Here is a 20,994-nt window from a genome sequence, read left to right as displayed (position 1 = left end):
GCTATGACCAAACCGCGCTCGCGCCGTGGCGGCGGCCGTCCGACGATCGCCGATGTCGCGCGCAAGGCCGGCGTCGGCGCCATTACCGTCTCCCGTGCCTTGCGCGAGCCGGAGCGCGTTTCGGAGGATCTGCGCCGCCAGATCCAGGCTGCTGTCGATGAGCTCGGCTATCTGCCCGATCCGAATGCGCGAGCATTGGCTTCGGCGCGCGCCGAGGTCTTTGGCGTGCTGGTGCCGTCGCTCACCAACAGCGTCTTTGCCGAAGTGCTGCGCGGCATCTATGACAGCCTGTCCGACAGCTCCTACCGCATCCAGTTCGGCAACACCCATTATTCCGGCCTCGAGGAGGAACGGCTGCTGCAGGTGTTCGGCCCGCAGCGCCCGGCGGCGCTGATCGTGGCGGGCATCGACCAGACGCCAGTTTCGCGAAGACTGCTCGAGACGGCCGGCTGCCCGGTGGTGCAGGTCATGGAGACCGGCCCCGATCCGGTCGACATGATGGTCGGCTTCTCGCATTTCGATGGCGGCAGGGCGGCGACTGAGCACATGATCGAAATGGGCTATCGCTGCATCGGCTTCATCGGCGCGCGCATGGACCCGCGCTCGCAGCGGCGTCTGGCCGGCTATCGCGCGGCGATGGAGGCGGCCGGCCTGTTCAACTCGCGGCTTGTCACCACCACGCCGGTGCCGTCCAGCGTGACGCTCGGGCGCGAATTGTTTCGCGACGCGCTGGCCAAGATGCCGACGCTGGACGGGATTTTCTGCAACAATGACGACATCGCGCTTGGCGCCCTGTTCGAGTGCCACCGCGCCTCGATCGCCGTGCCGAAGACGATCGGCATCACAGGCTTCAACGATCTCGACATGATGGAAGTGGCTTTCCCCTCGGTCACCAGCGTCCGGACGCCTCGCTACGAGATCGGCCGGCTGTCGGTCGCCATGGCGCTCGCGGCGATTGCAGGCAAGCGGCCGCAACAACCGGTCGTAGACCTTGGCTTCGAACTCAAGCGCCGTGAGAGCACTGCCCGCTGAAAGCGCTTGCAGGCATCGCCAAATGCCGCTTTACTCCACGTCATGGTAGCGCTACCAGTTATATCCAGGCGAAAGCTCGCGAAACAGCGAAAGTCTGTTTATTATATATAAGCGACAGCTGATGCTTGTTTATTATGTATAATATGATAGTTTTTATTCCGGTTTACTGAGCCACGAGGGAGGAGATCGGGTTGGCATTCGGCCACCCTGAAAGCGCGACGGCAAGGCAGGAGGTGCCGAGCCAGGCACGCGAGACGCGTAAGAACAATCAGAAACTGCAACTGGGAGGAATATCGATGATCAAGTCACTCGTAGGTGGCGTCGTCGCCGCCACTGCATTCGTCATGCTGAGTTCGTCGGCGCTCGCCGAACCGGAAATCGTCGCAGGCCCATCCGCCGAGCCGGAATGCTTCGCGCCATGGGCCGCCGACACGCAGTTCTTCAAGTTCCCCAAGAAGGAAGGCCCGTACCGCATCGCGCTCGCCAATGGCTACATCGCCAACACCTGGCGCATCCAGATGGTGCAGACGGCAAAAGCCTATGCGGCGCAGCCGGAAGTCGCGGCCAAGCTCAAAGAATTCAAGGTCGTCTCGACCGGCGAAGACGTGCCGGCGCAGATTTCGGCGATCAATAATTTCATCGATTCCGGCTATGACGCGATCGTTGTCAACGCGCAGAATCCGACGGCGTTCGGTCCGGTCATCAAGCGCGCCAAGCAAGCCGGCGTGGTGCTGGTCGCCTTCGACAACATCCTCGACACCAAGGACGCCATCAACGTCAACGTCGACCAGAAAGGCCTTGGCGAATTGTGGGCCAACTGGCTAATCAAGCATATCCCCAATGGCGGCAAGCTCCTCGAGGTGCGCGGCGTTGCCGGCACGTCGGTCGACACCGACCGCCACAACGGCATCCATGAGGCCCTCGACGCTTCAGGCAAGAAGTGGGAGGTCACCGAAGTCGTCGGCAAATGGGACGATGGCGTGGCGCAAAAGGCTACGGCCGACGCGATCGCCACTAACGGTCCCTTCGACGGCGTCACCGGGCAGGGCGGCGACACCGGCATCGTCCAGGCGATGATCGACGCCAAGCATCCGTTCGTGCCGTTCGGCGGCGAAACGGAGAATGGCTTTCGCAAATTCTGCGCCAAGTTTGCCTCAGAAGGGCTGAAATGCTCGTCGGCCGGAACCGGACCCGCCCAGGTGGCGGTCGCCATCAAGACGGCGATCGCCGCGCTCGAAGGCCAGGTCGTCCCGCAGGCGGTGAAGCTGCCGCTGGCGATCGTCGAGGATCCGAACTTCAAGGAGGGCGAGGACTATTTCCCCGACCAGTCCGACAATTTCTTCGTCGGCAATTCCTTCCCGACCTGCGGCATCAATTTCACCGCGCAGGAAATCATGGGCCAGAGCAAGGAGAACCAGTAGGCTGGTCGCTCGGCGCCGCGGGTATTACGCGGCGCCGGTCCCGAAGAACAAGCGCCTTGGAGGGGCCGATGGACGGTGCGGTTCCGCTCTTCCGCATGGAGGGCATATCCAAGCGCTATGGCGGTGTGCGGGCGCTGGAAAAGGCCGAGCTTTCGGTCACGCCAGGCAGCATCCACGCCATCCTCGGCGAAAACGGCGCCGGCAAATCGACGCTGATCAAGGTCATGGCCGGCGTCGTCGCGCCTGACGAAGGCCGCATGATGCTGGACGGAAGCGAGGTGAGCTTCGCCTCGCCGGCCGCGGCCAACCAGGCCGGCATCGTCTGCATCTTCCAGGAATTGTCGCTCGTCCCCGAACTCAGCGTCGCCGACAACATCGTCATTTCCGATCCGCCGAAACGGTTCGGCATGATCGACCGCAAGGCGCAGCGGCGCATCGCGGAAGAAGCCCTGGCTCGTGCAGGCGCCGCCGACATCCACCCGCTGGCGCTGGTCAAGGACCTTCCGCTTTCAAGACGGCAGATGGTCGAGATCGCCAAAGCACTTGCCAGGAAGCCGCGCATCTTGATCCTCGACGAGGCGACCTCGGCGCTGACCGCGGCCGACGTCGCCAAGATTTTTGGCGTCTTGAAGCGGCTGCGCTCGGAAGGGTTGGCGCTGCTCTACATCTCGCATCGGATGAACGAGATCGCCGAACTGGCCGACCAGTGCACGGTGTACCGCAACGGCCGCAACGTCGCCAGCTATGCTGCGGGCTCGAAGAGCGACAATGAAGTCGTCGAGCTGATGATCGGCCGCGAATACAGCCATATTTTTCCACCGAAGCCGGTGCGCGCCCCGGGTATAACCGCTCCGGTGCTTGAGGCGCGAAAACTGTCGTGGACCGACCGGCTGGACAATATCTCGCTCACGGTCGGGGCAGGAGAGGTCGTCGGCCTCGGCGGTCTCGACGGCCAGGGCCAGCGCGAATTGCTGCTCGCCTTCTTCGGCGTGCTGCGCGGCCTCAGCGGCCAGATACTAATCGACGGCAAACCGGTGGCGATCGCCAGCCCGGCCAAGGCCCGCGGTGACCGGATCGGCATGGCGCTGATCCCGGAGGACCGCAAGACCGAAGGCCTGATGCTGCCGATGACGGTGCGCGAAAACCTCTCCTTTGCCGCACTCGACCGGTTATCCAGGGCCGGCATCATCGACCGTGCCGCCGAGCAGCGGCTGATCGACGAAATGGTCGCCCTGCTGGCGATCAAGACGGCCGGCCTCGACATCCCGGTTGGCGCGCTGTCCGGCGGCAACCAGCAGAAGGTCGTCATCGCCAAATGGCTGATGCGGCAGCCGCGCATCATCCTGCTCAACGACCCGACGCGCGGCATCGACGTCGGCACCAAGCAGGAACTGTATCAGCTGATGCGCAAGCTTGCCGACCAGGGCGCGGCGATCCTGTTTTACTCGACCGACTATGACGAGCTGATCGGCTGCTGCGACCGGGTGCTGGTGCTCTATGACGGAGCGGTCAAGCGCGAGCTGGTCGGCGCCGAAATCACCGAGCGGGCGCTGATCGCCAGCGCGCTCAACATCCATGGCGAAGAGATGCCCGTCAGAGGCATGGCGAAGACGCCAGCCCGAGGAGCAGACGCGTGAAGGATTGGCGCTACTGGCTTGCCGAACAACGCGGAACGCTGCTGGCGTTCGGTATCTTCATCGTGATGTTCACGATCTACACCTCGAACCATCCGGCCGGCTTTACCGCCAATGTCGTGCAGACGGCTTCCAACAAAGGCGTGCTGCTTGCCTTCGTCGCCATGGCGCAGACGCTGGTGGTGATCACCGCCGGCATCGACCTTTCCGTCGGCATGATCTTTCTGCTGACCAATTGCCTGGCCTCATGGCTGGTCATCGGCACCGGCATCGAGACCGCCTTCGGCGTCGTCGCGGTGCTCGGCACCGGACTGCTGTGCGGGGCGATCAACGGCGCCATCGTCATCTACGGACGGCTGCAGCCGATCGTCACCACCATTGCCACCGGCGCGGTCTATTTCGGCATCGCGCTGCTGCTGCGACCGTTCCCGGGCGGTTCGGTCAACGAGGATCTTGCCGACGCGCTGACCGGGCGGCTGTTCGGCGTGGTGCCGGCGAGCCTGGTGGCGCTACTGGCCATCGTGCTCGTCGTCTGGGTGCCGTTCAGCCGGTCGGTGCTCGGCCGCGCCGCTTACGCGGCCGGATCGTCGGAGATGGCAGCCTACATGTCCGGCGTGCCGATCCGCCGGGGAAAATTCGCCGCCTATGCGCTGGCCGGCCTGCTCGCCGCGATCGGTGGGCTGTTCCTGACCTTCTTCACCTATACAGGCGAGGCGGCCTATGCCAGCGGCAATGCCTATACGCTGTTCTCGATCGCCGCCGTGGTGCTCGGCGGCGTCTCATTGTTCGGCGGCAAGGGCAGCGCCATCGGCGCGATTTTCGGCGCGCTCGCCTTCCGCACCATCGGCGACCTGCTCTTCGTCTTCGATTTCGATCCGCTCTGGCAGCCGCTGTTCCAGGGCGTCATCCTGCTGATCGCCGTCAGCCTCGGCGCCTTCGCCCTGTTCAGGGTCCGCAACCGGCTGGAGTGGTTCCTGTGAGCGAAACGACCATCGCCGGCATCGCCGGCCGCATGCCGAAATTCATCCGCCGCGCCGACCCTGCGGTGCTGGCCGCCTTTGCCTGCATCGTGCTGCTGCTGTTTGTCGGCAGCCTTTATTCGCGCAGCTTCCTGTCGCCGGAATATCTGCTGCAGCAGCTCAAGGTGGCGTCGTTTCTCGGCGTTATCGCCACCGGAATGATGCTGGTCATCCTGCTTGGCCAGATCGACCTGTCGGTGCCGTGGTCGGTGGCGACGGGCGCGATGATGGCCTGTGCGGCCGCCGCCTACGGCCCGCTCGGCGTGGCGCTGGCGATCCCGTTCGGCATTTTCTGCGGCGTCGCGATCGGCATCGTCAACGGCATCGGCGTCGCTTATCTGCGCATTCCCTCGATGATCATCACGCTCGCCACCAATGCCGTCGCGCAAGGGCTGATGGTGGTCTATACCGGCGGCTTCTCGCCACAGGATTCGGCGACCCGGGCGATGCGCTATCTGGCGACCGGCTTTGCCATTCCGGGCGTGCCCAACGCCGTCGTCATCTGGGCGCTGATCGGTGCTGCGATGGTTTTCGTGCTGACCCGCACCGGCTTCGGCCGCACGGTCTACGGCATCGGCAACCGCGAGCGCGCCGCCTACCTTTCCGGCATCGACACGCGGCGCGTGGTGCTGATCGCCTTCGCCGTATCCGGCGGGCTCTCCGCCTTCGGCGGCGTCCTTCTGGCCGGCTATGCCTCCAAGGCGGCGCAGTCGATGGGCGACGCCTATCTCCTGCCGTCGATCGCTGCCGTGGTGCTTGGCGGCACCTCGATCCTCGGCGGCCGCGGCTCCTATCTCGGCACGGTCGCGGGCGTCATCCTGATCACGCTTTTGCAATCCATTCTTTCCGTCATGCAGATGCCGGAGGCGGGGCGGCAGATCATCTATGGCGTCGTCATCGTCGCCATGCTCCTGCTTTACGGCCGCGCGCCGGCCAGCCGCTGACCCGCATCGTGGACGAAAAGACAGCACAAATGCAGAGCGATCGCATTCGGCCCGCACCGGCCGTCGTGGTGATGGGCGTCGCCGGCTGTGGCAAGTCGGCCGTCGGCCAAGCGCTGGCGGCGGCGCTGGGCACTGTCTTCGTCGAGGGCGACTGGCTGCATCCACCGGAAAACGTCGCGCGCATGGCAAGCGGCGAGCCGCTGACCGACGCATTGCGCGAAGGCTGGCTCGACGCGATCGGCCGGCGCATTGCCGGACCGGTCGGCGATGGGCAGAGCGTCGTCGCCGCCTGCTCGGCGCTCAAGCGCAGTTATCGCGAGCGTCTGCGCGGTTTTTGCCAGGACATTTTGTTCCTCTACCTGGAAATCGACCCCGCGACCGCAAAGCAGCGTGTCGGCTCCCGCCAGGGCCATTTCATGCCGGCAAGCCTGGTCGACAGCCAGTTCGCGACGCTCGAACCGCCGGCAGCCGACGAGAAGGTATTGACGCTCGATGCGACGCGCCCGATCGCCGATATTGTGGCTGACGTCACAAGCCTGTTCGAGGCGAATTCATGAGGGTTCGCTGGCGCCGATTCCACTTCAAGACGCCAGATCAGATCTGTGACGTCAGTTCGACTGGAAAATCGTCATTGTCGGCGTCGCGCATGGCGGCGAGGCTGCGATTGTCCAGCACCTCGGCGATCGCATGGCGCACCTCCAGCATCATGTTCCGGACCTGGCATGTCGCCTCGTCGCAATCATCGCAGCGCTGATATTGGGTGCGGCTGGCGCAAGGGATCGGCGCCAGCGGCCCGTCGAGGACACGCACGACATGGCCGATCTTGATCTCGGAGGCCGGCCGGGCGAGGCGATAGCCGCCTTCCTTGCCCTTGCGGCTCTGGACGAACCCGGCATTGCGCAATTCGCCCAGAATGGCATCGAGGAATTTCTTCGGGATGTTGTTGGCGACGGCAATGTCGTTGACGAACGCCAGCTGGCCGACCGGCAAGCCTGACAGATGCACGAGGGCCTTGAGGCCGTATTTGCCTTTTTTGGTAAGCATGCCCGATTCAGTTCATGAAAACCCCAACCGCCCGCATCTGGCGGTTGTTTGTGTGCAAATCATGACGTTTTGTCGCGCGATGCAGTTTCGCGAAACAAGCCGTCCGCGGGCACAGTACGCACAAACACGTTGATTCTTCGTGACGTTTTGGACGGCGCGCTAGGAACGTGCGGGAAATCACCTGTCCGGAGCGCGAAAAACGAAGAAGGCCGGCAAAAGCCGGTTTTCTATCGATTTCGAAGATCGCTTGCTTCAGCGGCTGCCATAGGTCTGGTCGAGCAGTCCGCCGGCGGCGAAATGCTCGGCCTGGATCTTGGCCCAGCCGCCGAAGACATCTTCGACCGTCAGCAGCCGGACGTCGGGAAACTCGGCCTTGTATTTGGTGGCGACCGCCGCGTCGCGAGCCCGCAGGCCGTTGCGGGCGGCGATGTCCTGGCCCTGCGGCGTGTAGAGGAAATCGAGATAGGTCTTGGCGAGGTCACGCGTGCCATGCTCGTCGGCGACCGTGTCGACGATCGCCACCGGAAACTCCGCCAGCAGGCTGACCGAGGGCGTCACCTGCTCGAACTTGTCATCGCCATACTCCCTGCGGACGCCGCGCGTTTCCGACTCGAAGGTGATCAGCACGTCGCCGATCTCACGCTGCACGAAGGTGGTGGTGGCGGCGCGCCCGCCAGAGTCGAAGATCGGCACGTTGTTGAACAGCTTGGTGACGAATTCCTTGACCTTGGCGTCGTCGCCCTTCAAGGCCTCCTTGGCGTAGGCGGTGGCCGCGAGATAGGTGTAGCGCGCATTGCCCGACGTTTTCGGGTTGGGGAAGATCACCTGGACGTCGTCGCGCACGAGATCGTTCCAATCCTTGATGTTCTTCGGGTTGCCGGCGCGCACCAAAAAGGACGGCAGCGAATAGAAAGGCGAGGCGTTGTCGGGGAAGTCCTTCTGCCAGTCGGCGGAGATAAGCCCCTTCGAGACCAGGAAATCGATGTCGAGGACCTGGTTGAAGGTGACGACATCGGCGCCGAGGCCTTCGGCGATGGCACGCGCCTGCGCCGACGTCCCGGCATGCGACTGGTCGACGGTCACACCGGGGTGCTCTGCGACGAAGGCCTTGTTGATCTGCGCAAACAGTTCGCGGCCGACATCATAGGACGCGTTCAGCAATTTGTCGGCCGACCAGGCTTGGGAGGATGCGAGGAACAGGCCGGCCAATGTGGCGACGCCAAGCAAAAATCGCTTCATGAAAACAGGACTCCGATGCAGTGCGCTTATTGCCGAACCATAGCGGCAAGGCATGGTGGGCGACGAGACACGCAGAGCGGCTTCACCACGCGATCGCGAGAAAAATGTTCCCATTCCAGGCCGTTGCTAGGATTTTCTTTCACCCGGAGTCTTGCGAGGCACCTGGGCAGCGGTCCCCATGCGTTGGCAAAACGATTGCATCGCGACACTGCCTGGCATTTTACAAATAGTATAAACAAAGGAGCCATCGCTATGCCCCAGCGACCGCCATTCCAAGACTCCGCCGAAAGAGGCGAAGCTGTTTCGCAACAATCGCAGCCAGGCGGTGCGCATTCCTGTCGAGTTCGAGCTCCCCGGCGAAAAGGTCTTGATCAGCCGTGAAGGCGACCGCCTGGTCATCGAGCCGGTCCGCAAACCTGGCCTCTCGGCGCGGCTCGCGCAATGGGCGCAAGAGCCACCACTCGGTCCCGAGGACGACTTCCCCGGAACCGACGATATGCCTGTCAAATCCGAAAGAATTTTTTAATGCGGCTCATGCTGGACACCAACTTGTCAGCGACATGATCCGAAACCCGGCGGGCAGAGCCACTATTGGCCAAAACGACCTTTTTATTGCTGCCCACGCCTACGCGCTGGACACCACCCTGGTAACCGCCAACATGGGAGAGTTCAACCGGATCAAGGGCCTGAAGGTCGAGAACTGGCTGAGTAGCGCCGGAAGGGATCAAGCGGCCGGAAAAAGCTTCCAGCGCCGCGGCCTGAACGCTACCCGGCTCTTCTGCGCCGCCGGATGGTCGACCGGCAGCTCGATCTCGACCCGCTGGCGCTCGCCGCCGATTTCGAGCTCCACCCGTCTGGTGCCGGCGACGCGGCGGCTGGCGGCGACGGTGCCGGCGATGCAGCCATTGCATTCGTCCACCAGGTCGACATCGTGCGGGCGGAAGAACAGCGTTGCTTCGCCCCGCGGCGCCTGCGGCGCCGACAGCCCAATCGGGCGATCGGCGATCCAGACCTGGCCGTCCTCGACCTTGACCGGAAGCGCGCTCGATTCACCGATGAAGCCGTAGACAAAGGGCGAATTCGGCGTGTCGTAGATTTCGTCGGCGGTGCCGACCTGCTCTATGCTGCCCTGGCTCATCACCACGACGCGGTCGGCAAGCTCGAGCGCTTCTTCCTGGTCATGGGTGACAAAGACCGTGGTGTGGCCGGTGGCGTCGTGGATGTCGCGCAGCCAGCGGCGCAATTCGCGACGGACCTGGGCGTCGAGCGCGCCGAACGGCTCGTCCAGCAAAAGCACGGCCGGTTCGATCGCCATCGCGCGGGCCAGCGCCACGCGCTGGCGCTGGCCGCCCGAAAGCTGCGCCGGATAGCGCTTTTCCAGGCCGGAAAGCTGGACGAGGTCGAGAAGCTCTGAGGCACGGCGGCGGATTTCCTGCGCCGACGGCCGTGACGCGCCATGCCGAACTTTTAAGCCAAAGCCGATATTGTCGGCGACCGTCATATGGCGAAACAGCGCATAATGCTGGAAAACGAAGCCGACATTGCGCTGCTGGATCGACTTTTGCGACGCATCCTCCTCGCCAAAGAAGATCTTTCCTTTCGTCGGCCGCTCCAGCCCGGCGATCAGCCTGAGCAGCGTCGTCTTGCCGGAGCCGGACGGCCCGAGCAGCGCGATCAGTTCGCCGGACTTGATGTCGAGCGAAACGTCGTGGAGGGCCGGAAACCGCTCAAACTCCTTACGCACGTTGGCAACGCGAACTTCCATCAACCGTCCCTTTTTTCAGTGTCCGCGCGTCGCGGCGAGCTCGGCGCCGTAGCGCATCTCGAGAAGTGTTTTCAAGACCAGCGTGACCAGCGCCAGGCCGGCAAGCAGTGAAGCGACGGCGAAGGCGGCTGCGGCATTGTATTCGTTATAGAGGATTTCGACATGCAGCGGCATGGTGTTGGTCAGTCCGCGTATGTGGCCCGACACGACGGAGACCGCGCCGAACTCGCCCATGGCGCGGGCATTGCACAACAAGACCCCGTAGAGCAGCCCCCATTTGACGTTGGGCAGCGTCACGTACCAGAACGCCTGCCAGCCATTGGCGCCGAGCGACAGCGCCGCCTCCTCGTCGCCATTGCCCTGTTCCTGCATCAAGGGGATCAGTTCGCGAGCGACGAACGGGAAGGTGACAAAGATGGTGGCCAGCACGATGCCCGGCACGGCAAACAGGATGACGATGCCATGCGCCTTCAGCCAGGCGCCGAACAGGCCTTGCGCGCCGAATAACAGCACATAGACCAGGCCGGAAATGACCGGCGATACCGAAAACGGCAGGTCGATCAGCGTGGTCAGGAAGGCCTTGCCCTTGAACTCGAACTTGGCGATCGCCCAGGCGGCGGAGACGCCGAAGACGATGTTGAGCGGCACCGAGATCGCCGCCACCAGCAGCGTCAGGTGGATCGCCGAACGCGTGTCGGGATTGGTCAGCGCCTCGGTATAGGCACCGATGCCCTTTGCGAAAGCCTCGTTGAAGACGACGATCAGCGGCAACAGCAGGAAAATGCCGAGGAAGGCAAAGGTCACGATCATCAGCACGGCTTTCGCCGGGCGGCTCTCGGTCACTGCCGCCGACTGGCTTTCGTGGTGCGGTGCGTAGGATTTGATCTCCGGATCAGCCATAGCGCTTGCGGCTCCACGTCTGCACCAGATTGATGACCAGCAGCATCACGAACGACAAAGCGAGCATGATCGCCGCGGTCGCGGTCGCCGCCGCATAATTGTATTCCTCCAGCCGGATGACGATCAGAAGCGGCGCGATCTCGGATTTGTAGGGCAGGTTGCCGGCGATGAAGATGACGGAGCCGTACTCGCCGACACCGCGCGCGAAAGCCAGCGCGAAACCGGTGACGATGGCCGGCGCCAGGCCCGGAAGCAGAACCCGGGCGATTGTCTGGAAGCGATTGGCGCCGAGCGTGGCAGCCACTTCCTCGACCTCCTTGTCGATCTCCTCCATGATCGGCTGGACGGTGCGCACGACAAAAGGCAGGCCGATGAAGATCAGCGCGATGACGATGCCGAGCGGCGTATAGGCGACCTTGACGCCGAGCGGCGCCAGCAGGCTGCCGAGCCAGCCGTTCGGCGCGTAGAGCGTGGTCAGCGCGATGCCGGCGACCGCCGTCGGCAAGGCGAAGGGCAGGTCGACCATGGCATCGACGATGCGGCGGCCAGGAAAGCTGTAGCGCACCAGCACCCAGGCAACGATCGTGCCGAAGACGACATTGACCATGGCGGCAATGAAGGCGGTGCCAAAGCTGATTTCAAGCGCGTTGATGGTGCGGCGGTCGGTGGCGATCGCCCAGAAATCGGCCCAGCCAAGCGCGGCCGATCGCCAGATCAGCCCTGACAGGGGAATGAGGATGATGAGCGTGAGGTAGGCAAGCGAGAAGCCGAGCGTCAATCCGAAACCCGGAATGACGCTCGGCTGTCTGAACCGCCACCCCGCCTTGGCGGGTGCTGTGGTCATGTCGTCCTGATCTAGAGTCTAGCTAACTGGGTCTACTGGGCCGGCTTGTAGATCTGGTCGAATATACCACCGTCGCCGAAATGGTAAGGCTGTGCTTTCTTCCAACCGCCAAAAAGCGGATCGTCGATGGTGATCAGCTTGATCTCAGGCAGTTTGGCGAGGTCCTCGGGCGGTACCAAATCCGGCTTCGACGGGCGATAGTGGTTCTTGGCGATCAGCGTCTGGCCTTCCTTGGAGTAGAGGTAGCTCAGATAGGCTTCGGCGACTTTTCGCGTGCCCTTGGCATCGACATTGGCGTCGACCACGGCGACCGGCGGCTCGGCCAGGATCGAGGTCGGCGGGTAGACGATATCGAAATTGTCGGCGCCGAATTCGTCGAGCGCCAGATAGGCCTCGTTTTCCCAGGCCAGCAGCACGTCGCCGAGGCCTTTTTGCGCGAAGGTCACGGTTGCGCCGCGCGCACCGGTGTCGAGCACCGGAACATGAGAGTACAGATTGCCGACGAATTCCTTTGTCTTGGCCTCGTCGCCGCCATCCTTGGCGTTGGCATAGGCCCAGGCGGCGAGATAGTTCCAGCGTGCGCCGCCCGAAGTCTTGGGGTTGGGCGTGATCACCTGGACGTCGTCCTTGACCAGATCGCCCCAGTCCTGGATGCCTTTCGGATTGCCCTTGCGGACGAGGAAGATGATGGTCGAGGTGTAGGGCGCCGAATTGTTCTCGAATTTGGTCCGCCAGTTGGGATTGATCTTCTTCGATTTCTCGACGATGGCGTTGATGTCGCCTTCTAGCGCCAGCGTCACCACGTCGGCGTCGAGGCCGTCGATCACGGCACGGGCCTGTGCGCCCGACCCGCCATGCGATTGCTGGACGGTTACCGTCTCGTCGGTCTCGGCCTGCCAGTGGGCGGCGAACGCTTCGTCGAATCGCTTGTAAAGCTCACGCGTCGGGTCATACGACACATTGAGGATGGTGGTATCGGCGAACGCGAAACCGAGCGTGCCGAACTGGACAGATGTGGCGACCAGTGCGCCGAGCAGTTTCGTGAAATGAGGATTGGTCATTTCCGCCTCCGTTGAGATCACCTCAATCTACTGAATTGGTAGAAATTAGATGCAATCAATGTTGTTTTTTTTGGCCTTATGAAGCAATTTTTCGCCGGCTTTCGGCATCACGAAGAAATTCTTTCCTCGCAACGCTGCAGTGCCGAATCCGGGCACATGAAGCAATCTATCTAGAGACAGGTCGCGCCTCGGCAGTGGCCTGAGGAGTCGAGCGTGTCTTGCTTACTCGCCGACCTAATGGAAAGCCAATTCCCTGAATCGCTTGGCGCATTCTATTCAACGAACACTTTCACGCTGGCCGCGCGCCCGGCCGCGTCGATCACGGTCAGGGTCGAATAGCCGGCGCCGTCCGGCTGCCAGGTCGCGGTGCGCCGCCGGTCGATGCCGACCAGCGGCTTGCCATTGGCCAGCCAGCGGAAGGGGGCGCGGCCGCCTTGCAGCTTCAGCACCAGTGGCGTGGCGTCGGCGGTGGTAGCGGCGAGATCGACGTGGGCGCCGTCGGGCGGAAAGATGATCGTCGGCGCGGGCTCGGTCGGCGTCGCCTGGACCAGGCCGTCGGCGCCAGAACCGAAGCGCGCCAATGTCACCGGCAGATCGTCGCGCCTGGGTCTGGTGACGCCGGCCAGCTGGCCTGGCAGCGGCACGGCAGCCAGGCCGGAGCGGACAAAGCCCTCGAACAGGATCGGTGCGGCCGAGACATAGCCGGACAGGCCGGGCACCGCGCCGGCGTCGGGGCGGCCAACCCAGACGCCCAGCACATAGCGCCCGTCGAAGCCGACCGACCAGGCATCGCGGTAGCCGTAGGAGGTGCCGGTCTTGTAGGCGATGCCGCGCTGGGCGGCGCCCTCAGGCGGCTTGACGCCCGACAATATGTCGGTGATCTGCCAGTTCGCCTGATCGTCGAGGATGGTAGCGGTCGAGCGCTCGGCATTCGCCGGCTCGGTGCCGTCATGCAGCGTGTGTGCCTTGCCGCCATTGGCGAGCCCGGCATAGAGCTGGACGAGGTCGCGCAACGTCACGCCGACGCCGCCAAGGCCGATGGCGAGACCCGGCGCCTTGTTGACGGGCAGGATCGGCGTGACGCCGGCCTGCCGGAAGCGCGCGAGCAGCCGCGCCGGCCCGACCGCGTCGAGCACACTGATCGCCGGCACGTTGAGCGACAGCTGCAGCGCCTGCCTGATGCTGACGTCGCCCTGATAGCCCATGTCGAAATTCTTCGGCCGATAGCCGGAGAAATCCGTCGGCCTGTCATCGATCAGCGTTTCCTGCGCCACCAATCCCTGCTCGAAGGCGAGCCCGTAGATGAACGGTTTCAGCGTTGAACCGGGCGAGCGGGCGATCCTGGTCATATCGATCCAACCAGAGCGGCTGGCGTCGAAATAGTCGGCGGAGCCGACTTCGCCGAGGATGTCGCCGGTGCGGGCGTCGGCCAGCACCATGGCGACGGACAGGCGAGGGCCGAGCCTGGCGGCGGCATCCCTGGCCACCTGTTCCAGCCCTTCCTGGACACTCTTGCGGATCGTCAGCCGCAGCTTGTGGCCGGGGACGGCCCGGGGCAGCACTGCATAAGCGGCATGGGCGGCGAGTGCCGGCAGCGGGCGGCGGCTGGCGGGAACATCGTCGAGCGCGGCACGTGCGGCCTCGCGCTCGCCGAGCAGGCCTGATGCGACCATGCGCGTCAGCACCCGGTCGCGGGCGGCGTGAGCGATTGCCAGGTTGCGGTCGGGCCGGCGCTTTTCCGGCAGTTGCGGCAGCGCGACGAGCAGCGCCGCCTCCGAGACGTCCAGCCGCTTCGGCTCCTTGCCGAAATAGGCCAGCGAGGCGGCGCGCACGCCTTCGAGATTGCCGCCATAGGGCGCCAGCGTCAGATAGCGTTCGAGGATCTCGCCCTTGCTGAGCCGCCGCTCGATCTGCAGGGCGCGCAGCAGCTGCTTGAGCTTGGAGCCGAGGCTGCGGCTGTCGCGCGGTTCGGTCAGCCGGGCGAGCTGCATCGACAGCGTCGAGCCGCCGGAGACGATACGGCCATTGGTCGCGAACTGGCCGGCGGCGCGGGCCAGCGCCAGCACGTCGACGCCTTCATGATCCCAGAAGCGCTTGTCCTCGTAAGTCACCAGCATGTCGACGAACTGTCTGTCGACCTGGTCGAGGCGGGTGGCGAGCCGCCAATAGCCGTCCGGCGTGGCGAAGGCCCGCAACAGTTGGCTGTCGCGGTCCTGGACTTCGGTCGATACCGTCAGCGCCGCCGGCAGCGGCGGCGGAAAGGCGCGGTCGAGCTGCCAAAGGGTGGCGGCGGCGATTGCTGCGAAGCCGGAGAGGGAGGCGGCGGCGATGGCTGAACGGCGCAGGAATTTTTTGGAGAGCACGGCGCTGCCCCTCATCCGCCTGCCGGCACCTTCTCCCCGTATAGCGACGGGAAGAAAGGGGCTGTCACGGCCCACGGCGGCTTTTCTGCAGCGTTCGAATTTGGCGAAAACTTCGGCGCAGGCCTCTTTCTCCCCGTCACTATACGGGGAGAAATGCCTGGCAGGGCAATGAGGGGCAGCGCCATCGCCATGTTCGTGTTCGCCGCCTTACGGCGCCCTGACCTCCATCATGCCGGTCGCGGTGCGGGCCGAATATTGCGGCCGGTACATGTCCTCGACGGATGCCGCCGGGTGGGCATAGGTGCCCGGCGTCACCGCACGCACGACATAGGCGAGCGTGATGTTGCGCTCGCCTTCGCCGTCGTTCGGATTGAAAGCGGCGACGAAACGGTCGTCGCGGAATTCGAGATGGGCGGCGTCGGTCTGGGCCAGCCAGGAGAAATTCGACAATTGGGCGCTGGAAACCAGGCCCGGATTGTCGATCTCGAAGCCGGCCGGCAGCAGATCGGTAATCACCAGCCGCGACGGCCATTTGTTCTGCTCATAGACATTGAGCACGACGACATAGCGTTCGTTCTGGGTCGCCTGCGTGACATTGGCTTCGGTGCCGTCGAGCTTGTAGTAGGTGCGGCCGATGGTGAAGCCGTCGCCGCTGGCCGGCAGCGGCTGGATCGGCGAGGCCACCGTGGTGACGACCGCCTGCAACGGGTTGCTGCCGTTGTTGGCGACGGTCAGCGGATTGTCGGCAATGTCGCTGCCGGCGATCTGGTCCGAATAGGCGCCGGCATGCGGCGCGCCATTGATGGTCAGCGCGATCGCATCATTGCCGGCCTTTAGGGCACGCGCCGCCAGCAGCATCCAGGACTCGTCCTGCGTGCTGGTCCATCTGACGGCGGCGCGTTCCTGCGTCACCCGCTTGATCAGCACCGGCACGATCGTCGGCACCGGCTTGGATTCGGCGGCAAGCGCCAGCATCGCCGCGCCGTCACGCAGCGGCGAGCCATAATCGGACCTGTAGTAGTCGTATGCCGAGGTCGAATTGGCCAGTTGCAGGGCGGCCTGGAAGGTGGCTTCCGAGCGCTGCGTATCGCCATAGAGCGCCAGGCCCGCCGCCAATTGGGCGACGGCCATCGGGCTGGTAAAGGCTTCGAGCTGGGTGTCGGCATAGTAGCGCAGATCGCCGATCGAGGCCTTCTTGTTGCGGGCCAGCACATAGAGCGCATAGGCGATCTCGCTGCCGCGATCCTTGACGTCCTGGTCATAGCCGATCGCGTTTTGCAGATTGCTCAGCGCCTGGTTCATCGCCAGCGCCGGCACGTCATATTTCTGCTCGTGCGCCCGGGTCAGGAAGTCGGTGACATAGGCGTCGAGCCACAAATCGCCGGAGCCCGGGCCCCACAGGCCGAAGCTGCCGGCCGAGGCCTGATAGCTCAGCACCTTGTAGATGGCGTCCTGGATGCGGCCGTACAGATCGGCGTCGCTGGCCATGCCGGCGCCCGACGCCATCTCGTTGACATAGAGCAGCGGCATGGCGCGGCTGGTGGTCTGCTCGGCGCAGCCATAGGGGTAGCGGTCGAGCGTCATCAGCAGCGAGGGCACGTCGAAGGCCGCCGCCTGTGAAACGCCGACGCTGACCGAAGCACCGTCGAGCAGGCTTGCCGCCAAGAGCTCCTTGTCGACGCGCAGCGAGCCGCCATTGCCCTTGAGGTCAACCACCATGCGGGTGGTCACCGGCAATTGCGCCGGGCGCACCGGGACATAGAGCGTCTGCTCGACAGCGGTGCCGTCGGCATGGGCGAGCTTGATGGTGATCCAGGCGTTGCCCGGCGTCTCAGCGATCAGCGGCACGGTCAGCGTCTGCCGCTTGCCTTTGGCCAGTGTCAGCTTTTCGGGCAGGGCGGCACTGCCGGTCGAAAGATCGCCTGACGTGTCGATCGACAGCGCATAGTCGCCCTCCGGACCGTCGGCGTCGGTGACGTCGAGCCGCATGACGGCCGAATCGCCGGGCGCCAGGAAGCGCGGCAGGCCGGCGGTGATCACCACCGGATCGCGCACGATCACGTCGGATTGGGCATGGCCGACCCCGTCCTCGGTCCAGGCGACGGCCATGACACGCACGGTGCCGTTGAACTGCGGGATGTCGAAGTCGACCCGCGCCTTGCCGTCGGCGTCGAGCTGGACCGGACCGGAGAAGAAGGCGACCAGCTTTTCGGTCGGCGGGCTGCCTTGCGACTGGATGTTGGCGCCGTCGCCGCCGCTGCGCAGCTTGCCGGTCGTGCCCAGCGAGCCGTCGATCAGGCGGCCGTAGAGGTCGCGTACTTCAAGGCCGAGCATGCGCTGGCCGAAGAACCAGGTCTCCGGATCCGGCACCTTGTAGTTGGTCAGGTTGAGGATGCCGACGTCGACGGCCGCGACCATGACATAGGCGTTGGCGCCCGGCTGCACGCCGGCCACCGAAACCGGGATCGACAGCTGCTGGCGCGGCATGGTCCTGTCCGGCGGCGTCAGGCTGACCGCGAGTTTTTTCGAGCCCGGATCGACCTTCAGCCATTTGACGCCGATGGCGCGCGCCGGCATGCGGGTTTCCTGCGCATCACCCGGCCTGAACAGCGTTGCCGTGACATAGGCGCCGGCGCCCCAGTCGTCGCCGACCGGGATGTCGATGGTGCTGCCGCCGGCCGGCACGCTGGCGGTGACGGTCTTCAGGAGCTTGTCGGCGCCGATGGTGACGAGCAGCTCGCCGGCAAAATGCGGCGACACTTTGAGCTTGGCCACTTCGCCGGCCGCATAGCTGTCCTTGTCGAGGGCGATTTCGAGGCCGTCGGGCGTTTCGGTGGTGGTGGAGCTCACATACCAGCCGGCGTCGAACTCGTAGCTGGTCGCCGGGCCCTCCGGGTCAGACGTCTCGATCTCGAGCCGGTAGCGGCCCCAGTCGACCGGCAGCGAGACGGTGGCCTCGCCGTCGGCGGTCATGTCGACCTGGCCGCTGGCCACCGACTTGGTGAAGGTCACCGGCTCATAATTCCAGGAATTGCTGGAGCGGTACCATTGGTAATTGCGTTCGACCTTGACCAGCGACCATTGCGCGCCCTGCAGCGCCTCGCGCTTGCCGTCGGGGTCGACAGCAATCAGGCCGAACTTCGCCGTGCCGCCTTGCGGCACCTCGTCGCCGTCGAAATCCGGGCGGATGCCGATCATCTGGCCCTGCGGCCGGATGGCGATGTTGAGCGAGCGTTCGACGGCGCGGCCGCCGGTCTCGCGCATCCTGACCGTAACCTTGGCGTCGACCAGCCTGGTGGTCGAGGGCAACTGGTCGACGGAAACCGGGAAGGTCGCCTTGCCGTCGTCGCCGACCACCGGCAGGCCGGTGAACGGGGTGACTGACGGTTCCGCCGACTGCTCGTCGGCGAGGCCGAAGGAATAGCCCTTGAAGCGGTCCCAGGCGCGGGTGGTCGACAGCGTCAGTTCGCCTTCGAGCGCCAGCCCGGCGGCCGGCGCGCCATAAAGGAAGCGGCCGTCGACGGTAACGTTGGCGGTTTCGCCCTGCGCGATCTCCTGCTTGTCGGAGGACAGGTCGAACTCGATGCGATCCGGCACGAAATCCTCGACCAAAAACATCTGGCTGGCGACCGCCGCCTGCTTGGGGTCGGTGTGGATCGCCACCGTCCAGGTGCCGCGCATGGCGTTGGCTTCGAGCGGTAGGTCGACGGCATGGCCGCCGGCCGATGCGCCGTCGCTGACGATGCGGCGGTTCTCGACGCCGTCGGGACGGGTGAAGATGAAGGTCAGCGGCAGGTTCTCGACCGCCTTGGCGGCGCTGTCGCGGGCAAGTGCTGCGACATGGACGTCCTCGCCGGCGCGGTAGATGCCGCGTTCGGTCCAGGCATAGACGTCGAGCGCGCCCGGCGCCGGACGCCCGGTGACGCCGCGATCGGAAAGATCGAAGCCGGCGCGGCCCATGTCGAGGAAGACGAAGTCGCTGTCACCCTGCTTGGCTGTCAGCACGGCCGGCACCATGCCGCCGTCGCCGCGCGTCAGTCCGGGGTTGAAGACGGCGCGGCCTTCCGCGTCCGTGGTCGCGGTGCCGAGGATCTCGTTGTTCCTGGCCAGCAGCGTCAGTTCAGCACCTGATATCGGCTTGGCGGTTGCGAGCGAACGGGCAAAGACGTTCAGCCCGTCCTGCCCGGTATAGGTCGACAGGCCGATATCGGAGACGACGAACCATTGCGTGGCGCGCGAATCATAGTCGTCGTCGTTCTCGTCGACCGGTTGCGCGGTCAGCACATAGACGCCGGGCTTGCGCTGCGGCAGCGCCTCGTCGACCGGGAAGGAGGTGGTGACTTCCTTGTTCAGGTCGTTGGCGATGTCGAGCTGGCCCTGCCAAACCGGCTCGCCCATCTGATCGGAAATGTTGGAGATGTCGTAGCCGTCAAGCTGGCGCAGGAACTGGTAGCCGGACAGAAGCTGGGTCAGCGAGCGATCGCCGATGCGAAAAAGCTTCATTTCGGCGGCGCTCATGTTGACGGTGACGACCGGGATGCCGCGGCGCGTGCCGGCCGGCAGCACGAAGCTGTCGCCGGTGAAACGGGCGGACGGGGCGCGGTCCTGCACATAGATCGACAGCACCACAGGGGTGGAGATCACCTCGCCGATGGCGGCCGGCAGGCCGGGACGGAAGGTCACGTCGTAATGCTGGCCGTGCTCGAGCCCCTCGACGCAGATCTGCTTGTCCTTGGCCTCGACGCCCTTGGGGGCGGCGTTGTCGACAGTGACGAATTGCGCGTAGTCGACGCCGGTCTTGACCAGGTCTTCGGAAAATTGCGCGCAGATGCGTGGCGCGCTGGTGTCGGCGTCGACCGTGTGATCGACGACGCGGAAGCCCTTGCGCGCCTTGAGGTCGTGGTAGGCGGCCGTGACCCAGGGCGAACTGACCAGCGCGAGGCTCGCTTCGTAGGCCTGCAGGGCCGGCCGAGCGAGGTCGCGGCGATCGAGCCCGTCGCCAAGCAGTGCCAGCGCTTCGGCACGGGTTTTTGTGGTGCGCAGCAATTTGTAGGCGTTGAAGCCGGCGGAGGTGGCGTTCGTCGGCAGGGTCGACGCCTCGGCGCTGTTGGCGGTCGGCTGCACGGCAAGTGTTTCCCGCGCCAGTTCAAGCCAGAGTTGGCCATCGTCGGGCAATACCGAAACCAAAGCCTCGTATTTTTGAACGGCCAAGCGGTGGTCGCCGGTCTGCGACGCTTGCCTTGCCGCCTCCCGCAGCGCCGTCAGTCCTTCGGTGGGCTTGGTGTAGGCCGGGCCGGTGAGCCTGTTGCGGTATTGCTGGGCCTGGTCGGCCATCCAGGCGGGGAAGAAGGCGAGCGCCGGCGGCGCGCCGATGTCGGGGTCGCCTTCGACGTTGACGACCTTGCCGGCGACGGCGCCCTTGAAGGGCTTCAGCGTGTTATAATCGGATTTGAGAAAACACCATTTGGCCTTGGGGTTGTAGGTGAAGGCGCGGCAGGCGGGATCGCCGAGACATGTCGTCGTGCACTGATCGAGGCTGACGTTCTGGTCGGATCTGAGATCGAAGCCGAAATAATCGGAATTGTCCGATGTCACCACCCGGCGCGCTTCGGCCGCTTGCGCGACACTGCCCCAAGCGAAAAAGAGAAGAAAAAGAATCGACAGACCACGAGCCGCGCGCATTGCCATGACACCCCTCCGGACACTGCTTACGTTACGTCCACGTTAC

Annotated in this window: 15 protein-coding genes and 1 pseudogene; 8 read left to right on the top strand and 8 right to left on the bottom strand. The window is 64.6% G+C overall.

Features of this window, described 5'->3' with window-relative positions; all coding sequences use genetic code 11:
- Nucleotides 1-3: 3 nt before the first annotated feature.
- From gntR to AC0L28_RS20960, 6 genes are all read left to right on the top strand, one after another.
- A complete protein-coding gene (gntR, locus tag AC0L28_RS20985; RefSeq protein WP_023798659.1) occupies nucleotides 4-1,032 on the top strand; it encodes an HTH-type transcriptional regulator GntR in 1,029 nt (342 codons plus the stop codon).
- A 296-nt stretch (nucleotides 1,033-1,328) separates the two neighbouring features.
- Nucleotides 1,329-2,453, top strand: coding sequence for a sugar ABC transporter substrate-binding protein (locus tag AC0L28_RS20980; RefSeq protein WP_027154324.1), 1,125 nt, complete (start codon nucleotides 1,329-1,331; stop codon nucleotides 2,451-2,453).
- A gap of 68 nt (nucleotides 2,454-2,521) precedes the next feature.
- A complete protein-coding gene (locus AC0L28_RS20975; protein ID WP_473479982.1) occupies nucleotides 2,522-4,090 on the top strand; it encodes a sugar ABC transporter ATP-binding protein in 1,569 nt (522 codons plus the stop codon).
- A complete protein-coding gene (locus AC0L28_RS20970; protein ID WP_023798662.1) occupies nucleotides 4,087-5,067 on the top strand; it encodes an ABC transporter permease in 981 nt (326 codons plus the stop codon). Before AC0L28_RS20975 ends, AC0L28_RS20970 begins: the two co-directional genes overlap by 4 nt.
- Nucleotides 5,064-6,050: an ABC transporter permease gene (locus tag AC0L28_RS20965; RefSeq protein ID WP_473479980.1), complete on the top strand. Its 987-nt coding sequence runs from the start codon at nucleotides 5,064-5,066 to the stop codon at nucleotides 6,048-6,050. Before AC0L28_RS20970 ends, AC0L28_RS20965 begins: the two co-directional genes overlap by 4 nt.
- 29 nt (nucleotides 6,051-6,079) lie before the next feature.
- Nucleotides 6,080-6,607 carry a gluconokinase gene (locus tag AC0L28_RS20960; protein WP_473479978.1) on the top strand — a complete coding sequence of 176 codons (528 nt, stop codon included), beginning with the start codon at nucleotides 6,080-6,082 and terminating at the stop codon, nucleotides 6,605-6,607.
- Between the two features lie 37 nt (nucleotides 6,608-6,644).
- Here AC0L28_RS20960 and AC0L28_RS20955 read toward each other — a convergent pair whose 3' ends face one another.
- A complete protein-coding gene (locus AC0L28_RS20955) occupies nucleotides 6,645-7,094 on the bottom strand; it encodes an RrF2 family transcriptional regulator (protein WP_027154320.1) in 450 nt (149 codons plus the stop codon).
- Between the two features lie 252 nt (nucleotides 7,095-7,346).
- The gene (locus AC0L28_RS20950) at nucleotides 7,347-8,333 is read right to left on the bottom strand and encodes a sulfate ABC transporter substrate-binding protein (protein ID WP_473479976.1); all 987 of its coding nucleotides are present in this window, start codon (nucleotides 8,331-8,333) and stop codon (nucleotides 7,347-7,349) included.
- Nucleotides 8,334-8,631: 298 nt separating this feature from the next.
- On the opposite strand from AC0L28_RS20950, the gene AC0L28_RS20945 reads away from it, so the two are divergent.
- On the top strand, nucleotides 8,632-8,859 hold the full coding sequence (locus tag AC0L28_RS20945; RefSeq protein WP_051407783.1) for an AbrB/MazE/SpoVT family DNA-binding domain-containing protein: 228 nt from the start codon (nucleotides 8,632-8,634) through the stop codon (nucleotides 8,857-8,859).
- 61 nt (nucleotides 8,860-8,920) lie between these two features.
- A pseudogene (locus AC0L28_RS20940) lies at nucleotides 8,921-9,040 on the top strand (type II toxin-antitoxin system VapC family toxin); the annotation flags it as partial.
- Nucleotides 9,041-9,057: 17 nt separating this feature from the next.
- On the opposite strand, the gene AC0L28_RS20935 reads toward AC0L28_RS20940, so the two are convergent.
- The 6 genes from AC0L28_RS20935 to AC0L28_RS20910 all read right to left on the bottom strand — a co-directional run bounded on the left by AC0L28_RS20935 (nucleotide 9,058) and on the right by AC0L28_RS20910 (nucleotide 20,954).
- Entirely contained in the window at nucleotides 9,058-10,098 is a 1,041-nt protein-coding gene (locus AC0L28_RS20935) for a sulfate/molybdate ABC transporter ATP-binding protein (protein WP_023798667.1), read from the bottom strand.
- A 15-nt stretch (nucleotides 10,099-10,113) separates the two neighbouring features.
- Nucleotides 10,114-10,998 carry a sulfate ABC transporter permease subunit CysW gene (gene cysW, locus AC0L28_RS20930; protein ID WP_023798668.1) on the bottom strand — a complete coding sequence of 295 codons (885 nt, stop codon included), beginning with the start codon at nucleotides 10,996-10,998 and terminating at the stop codon, nucleotides 10,114-10,116.
- Nucleotides 10,991-11,842 carry a sulfate ABC transporter permease subunit CysT gene (cysT, locus tag AC0L28_RS20925; protein WP_023798669.1) on the bottom strand — a complete coding sequence of 284 codons (852 nt, stop codon included), beginning with the start codon at nucleotides 11,840-11,842 and terminating at the stop codon, nucleotides 10,991-10,993. The genes cysW and cysT overlap by 8 nt, the downstream gene beginning before the upstream one ends.
- A gap of 32 nt (nucleotides 11,843-11,874) precedes the next feature.
- Complete coding sequence (locus AC0L28_RS20920; protein ID WP_473479974.1) at nucleotides 11,875-12,903, bottom strand: sulfate ABC transporter substrate-binding protein; 1,029 nt, start codon at nucleotides 12,901-12,903, stop codon at nucleotides 11,875-11,877.
- Between the two features lie 272 nt (nucleotides 12,904-13,175).
- Nucleotides 13,176-15,281, bottom strand: coding sequence for a penicillin-binding protein 1C (gene pbpC, locus AC0L28_RS20915; protein ID WP_473479973.1), 2,106 nt, complete (start codon nucleotides 15,279-15,281; stop codon nucleotides 13,176-13,178).
- A gap of 192 nt (nucleotides 15,282-15,473) precedes the next feature.
- A complete protein-coding gene (locus AC0L28_RS20910) occupies nucleotides 15,474-20,954 on the bottom strand; it encodes an alpha-2-macroglobulin family protein (protein ID WP_473479971.1) in 5,481 nt (1,826 codons plus the stop codon).
- Between the last annotated feature and the right edge of the window lie 40 nt (nucleotides 20,955-20,994).

This window comes from Mesorhizobium sp. WSM4847 (assembly GCF_055811335.1).
The sequence above is the reverse complement of the archived record's forward strand: the minus strand, read 5'-3'. Positions and strand labels throughout refer to the sequence as shown.

Excerpts from the sequence above, each read along its gene's own strand:
- AC0L28_RS20950 (WP_473479976.1), bottom strand. The coding sequence starts at position 8,333 with ATGAAGCGATTTTTGCTTGGCGTCGCCACATTGGCCGGCCTGTTCCTC.
- pbpC (WP_473479973.1), bottom strand. The coding sequence starts at position 15,281 with ATGAGGGGCAGCGCCGTGCTCTCCAAAAAATTCCTGCGCCGTTCAGCC.
- AC0L28_RS20935 (WP_023798667.1), bottom strand. The coding sequence starts at position 10,098 with ATGGAAGTTCGCGTTGCCAACGTGCGTAAGGAGTTTGAGCGGTTTCCG.
- AC0L28_RS20920 (WP_473479974.1), bottom strand. The coding sequence starts at position 12,903 with ATGACCAATCCTCATTTCACGAAACTGCTCGGCGCACTGGTCGCCACA.
- cysW (WP_023798668.1), bottom strand. The coding sequence starts at position 10,998 with ATGGCTGATCCGGAGATCAAATCCTACGCACCGCACCACGAAAGCCAG.
- AC0L28_RS20980 (WP_027154324.1), top strand. The coding sequence starts at position 1,329 with ATGATCAAGTCACTCGTAGGTGGCGTCGTCGCCGCCACTGCATTCGTC.
- gntR (WP_023798659.1), top strand. The coding sequence starts at position 4 with ATGACCAAACCGCGCTCGCGCCGTGGCGGCGGCCGTCCGACGATCGCC.
- AC0L28_RS20975 (WP_473479982.1), top strand. The coding sequence starts at position 2,522 with ATGGACGGTGCGGTTCCGCTCTTCCGCATGGAGGGCATATCCAAGCGC.
- cysT (WP_023798669.1), bottom strand. The coding sequence starts at position 11,842 with ATGACCACAGCACCCGCCAAGGCGGGGTGGCGGTTCAGACAGCCGAGC.
- AC0L28_RS20910 (WP_473479971.1), bottom strand. The coding sequence starts at position 20,954 with ATGGCAATGCGCGCGGCTCGTGGTCTGTCGATTCTTTTTCTTCTCTTT.
- AC0L28_RS20960 (WP_473479978.1), top strand. The coding sequence starts at position 6,080 with ATGCAGAGCGATCGCATTCGGCCCGCACCGGCCGTCGTGGTGATGGGC.
- AC0L28_RS20955 (WP_027154320.1), bottom strand. The coding sequence starts at position 7,094 with ATGCTTACCAAAAAAGGCAAATACGGCCTCAAGGCCCTCGTGCATCTG.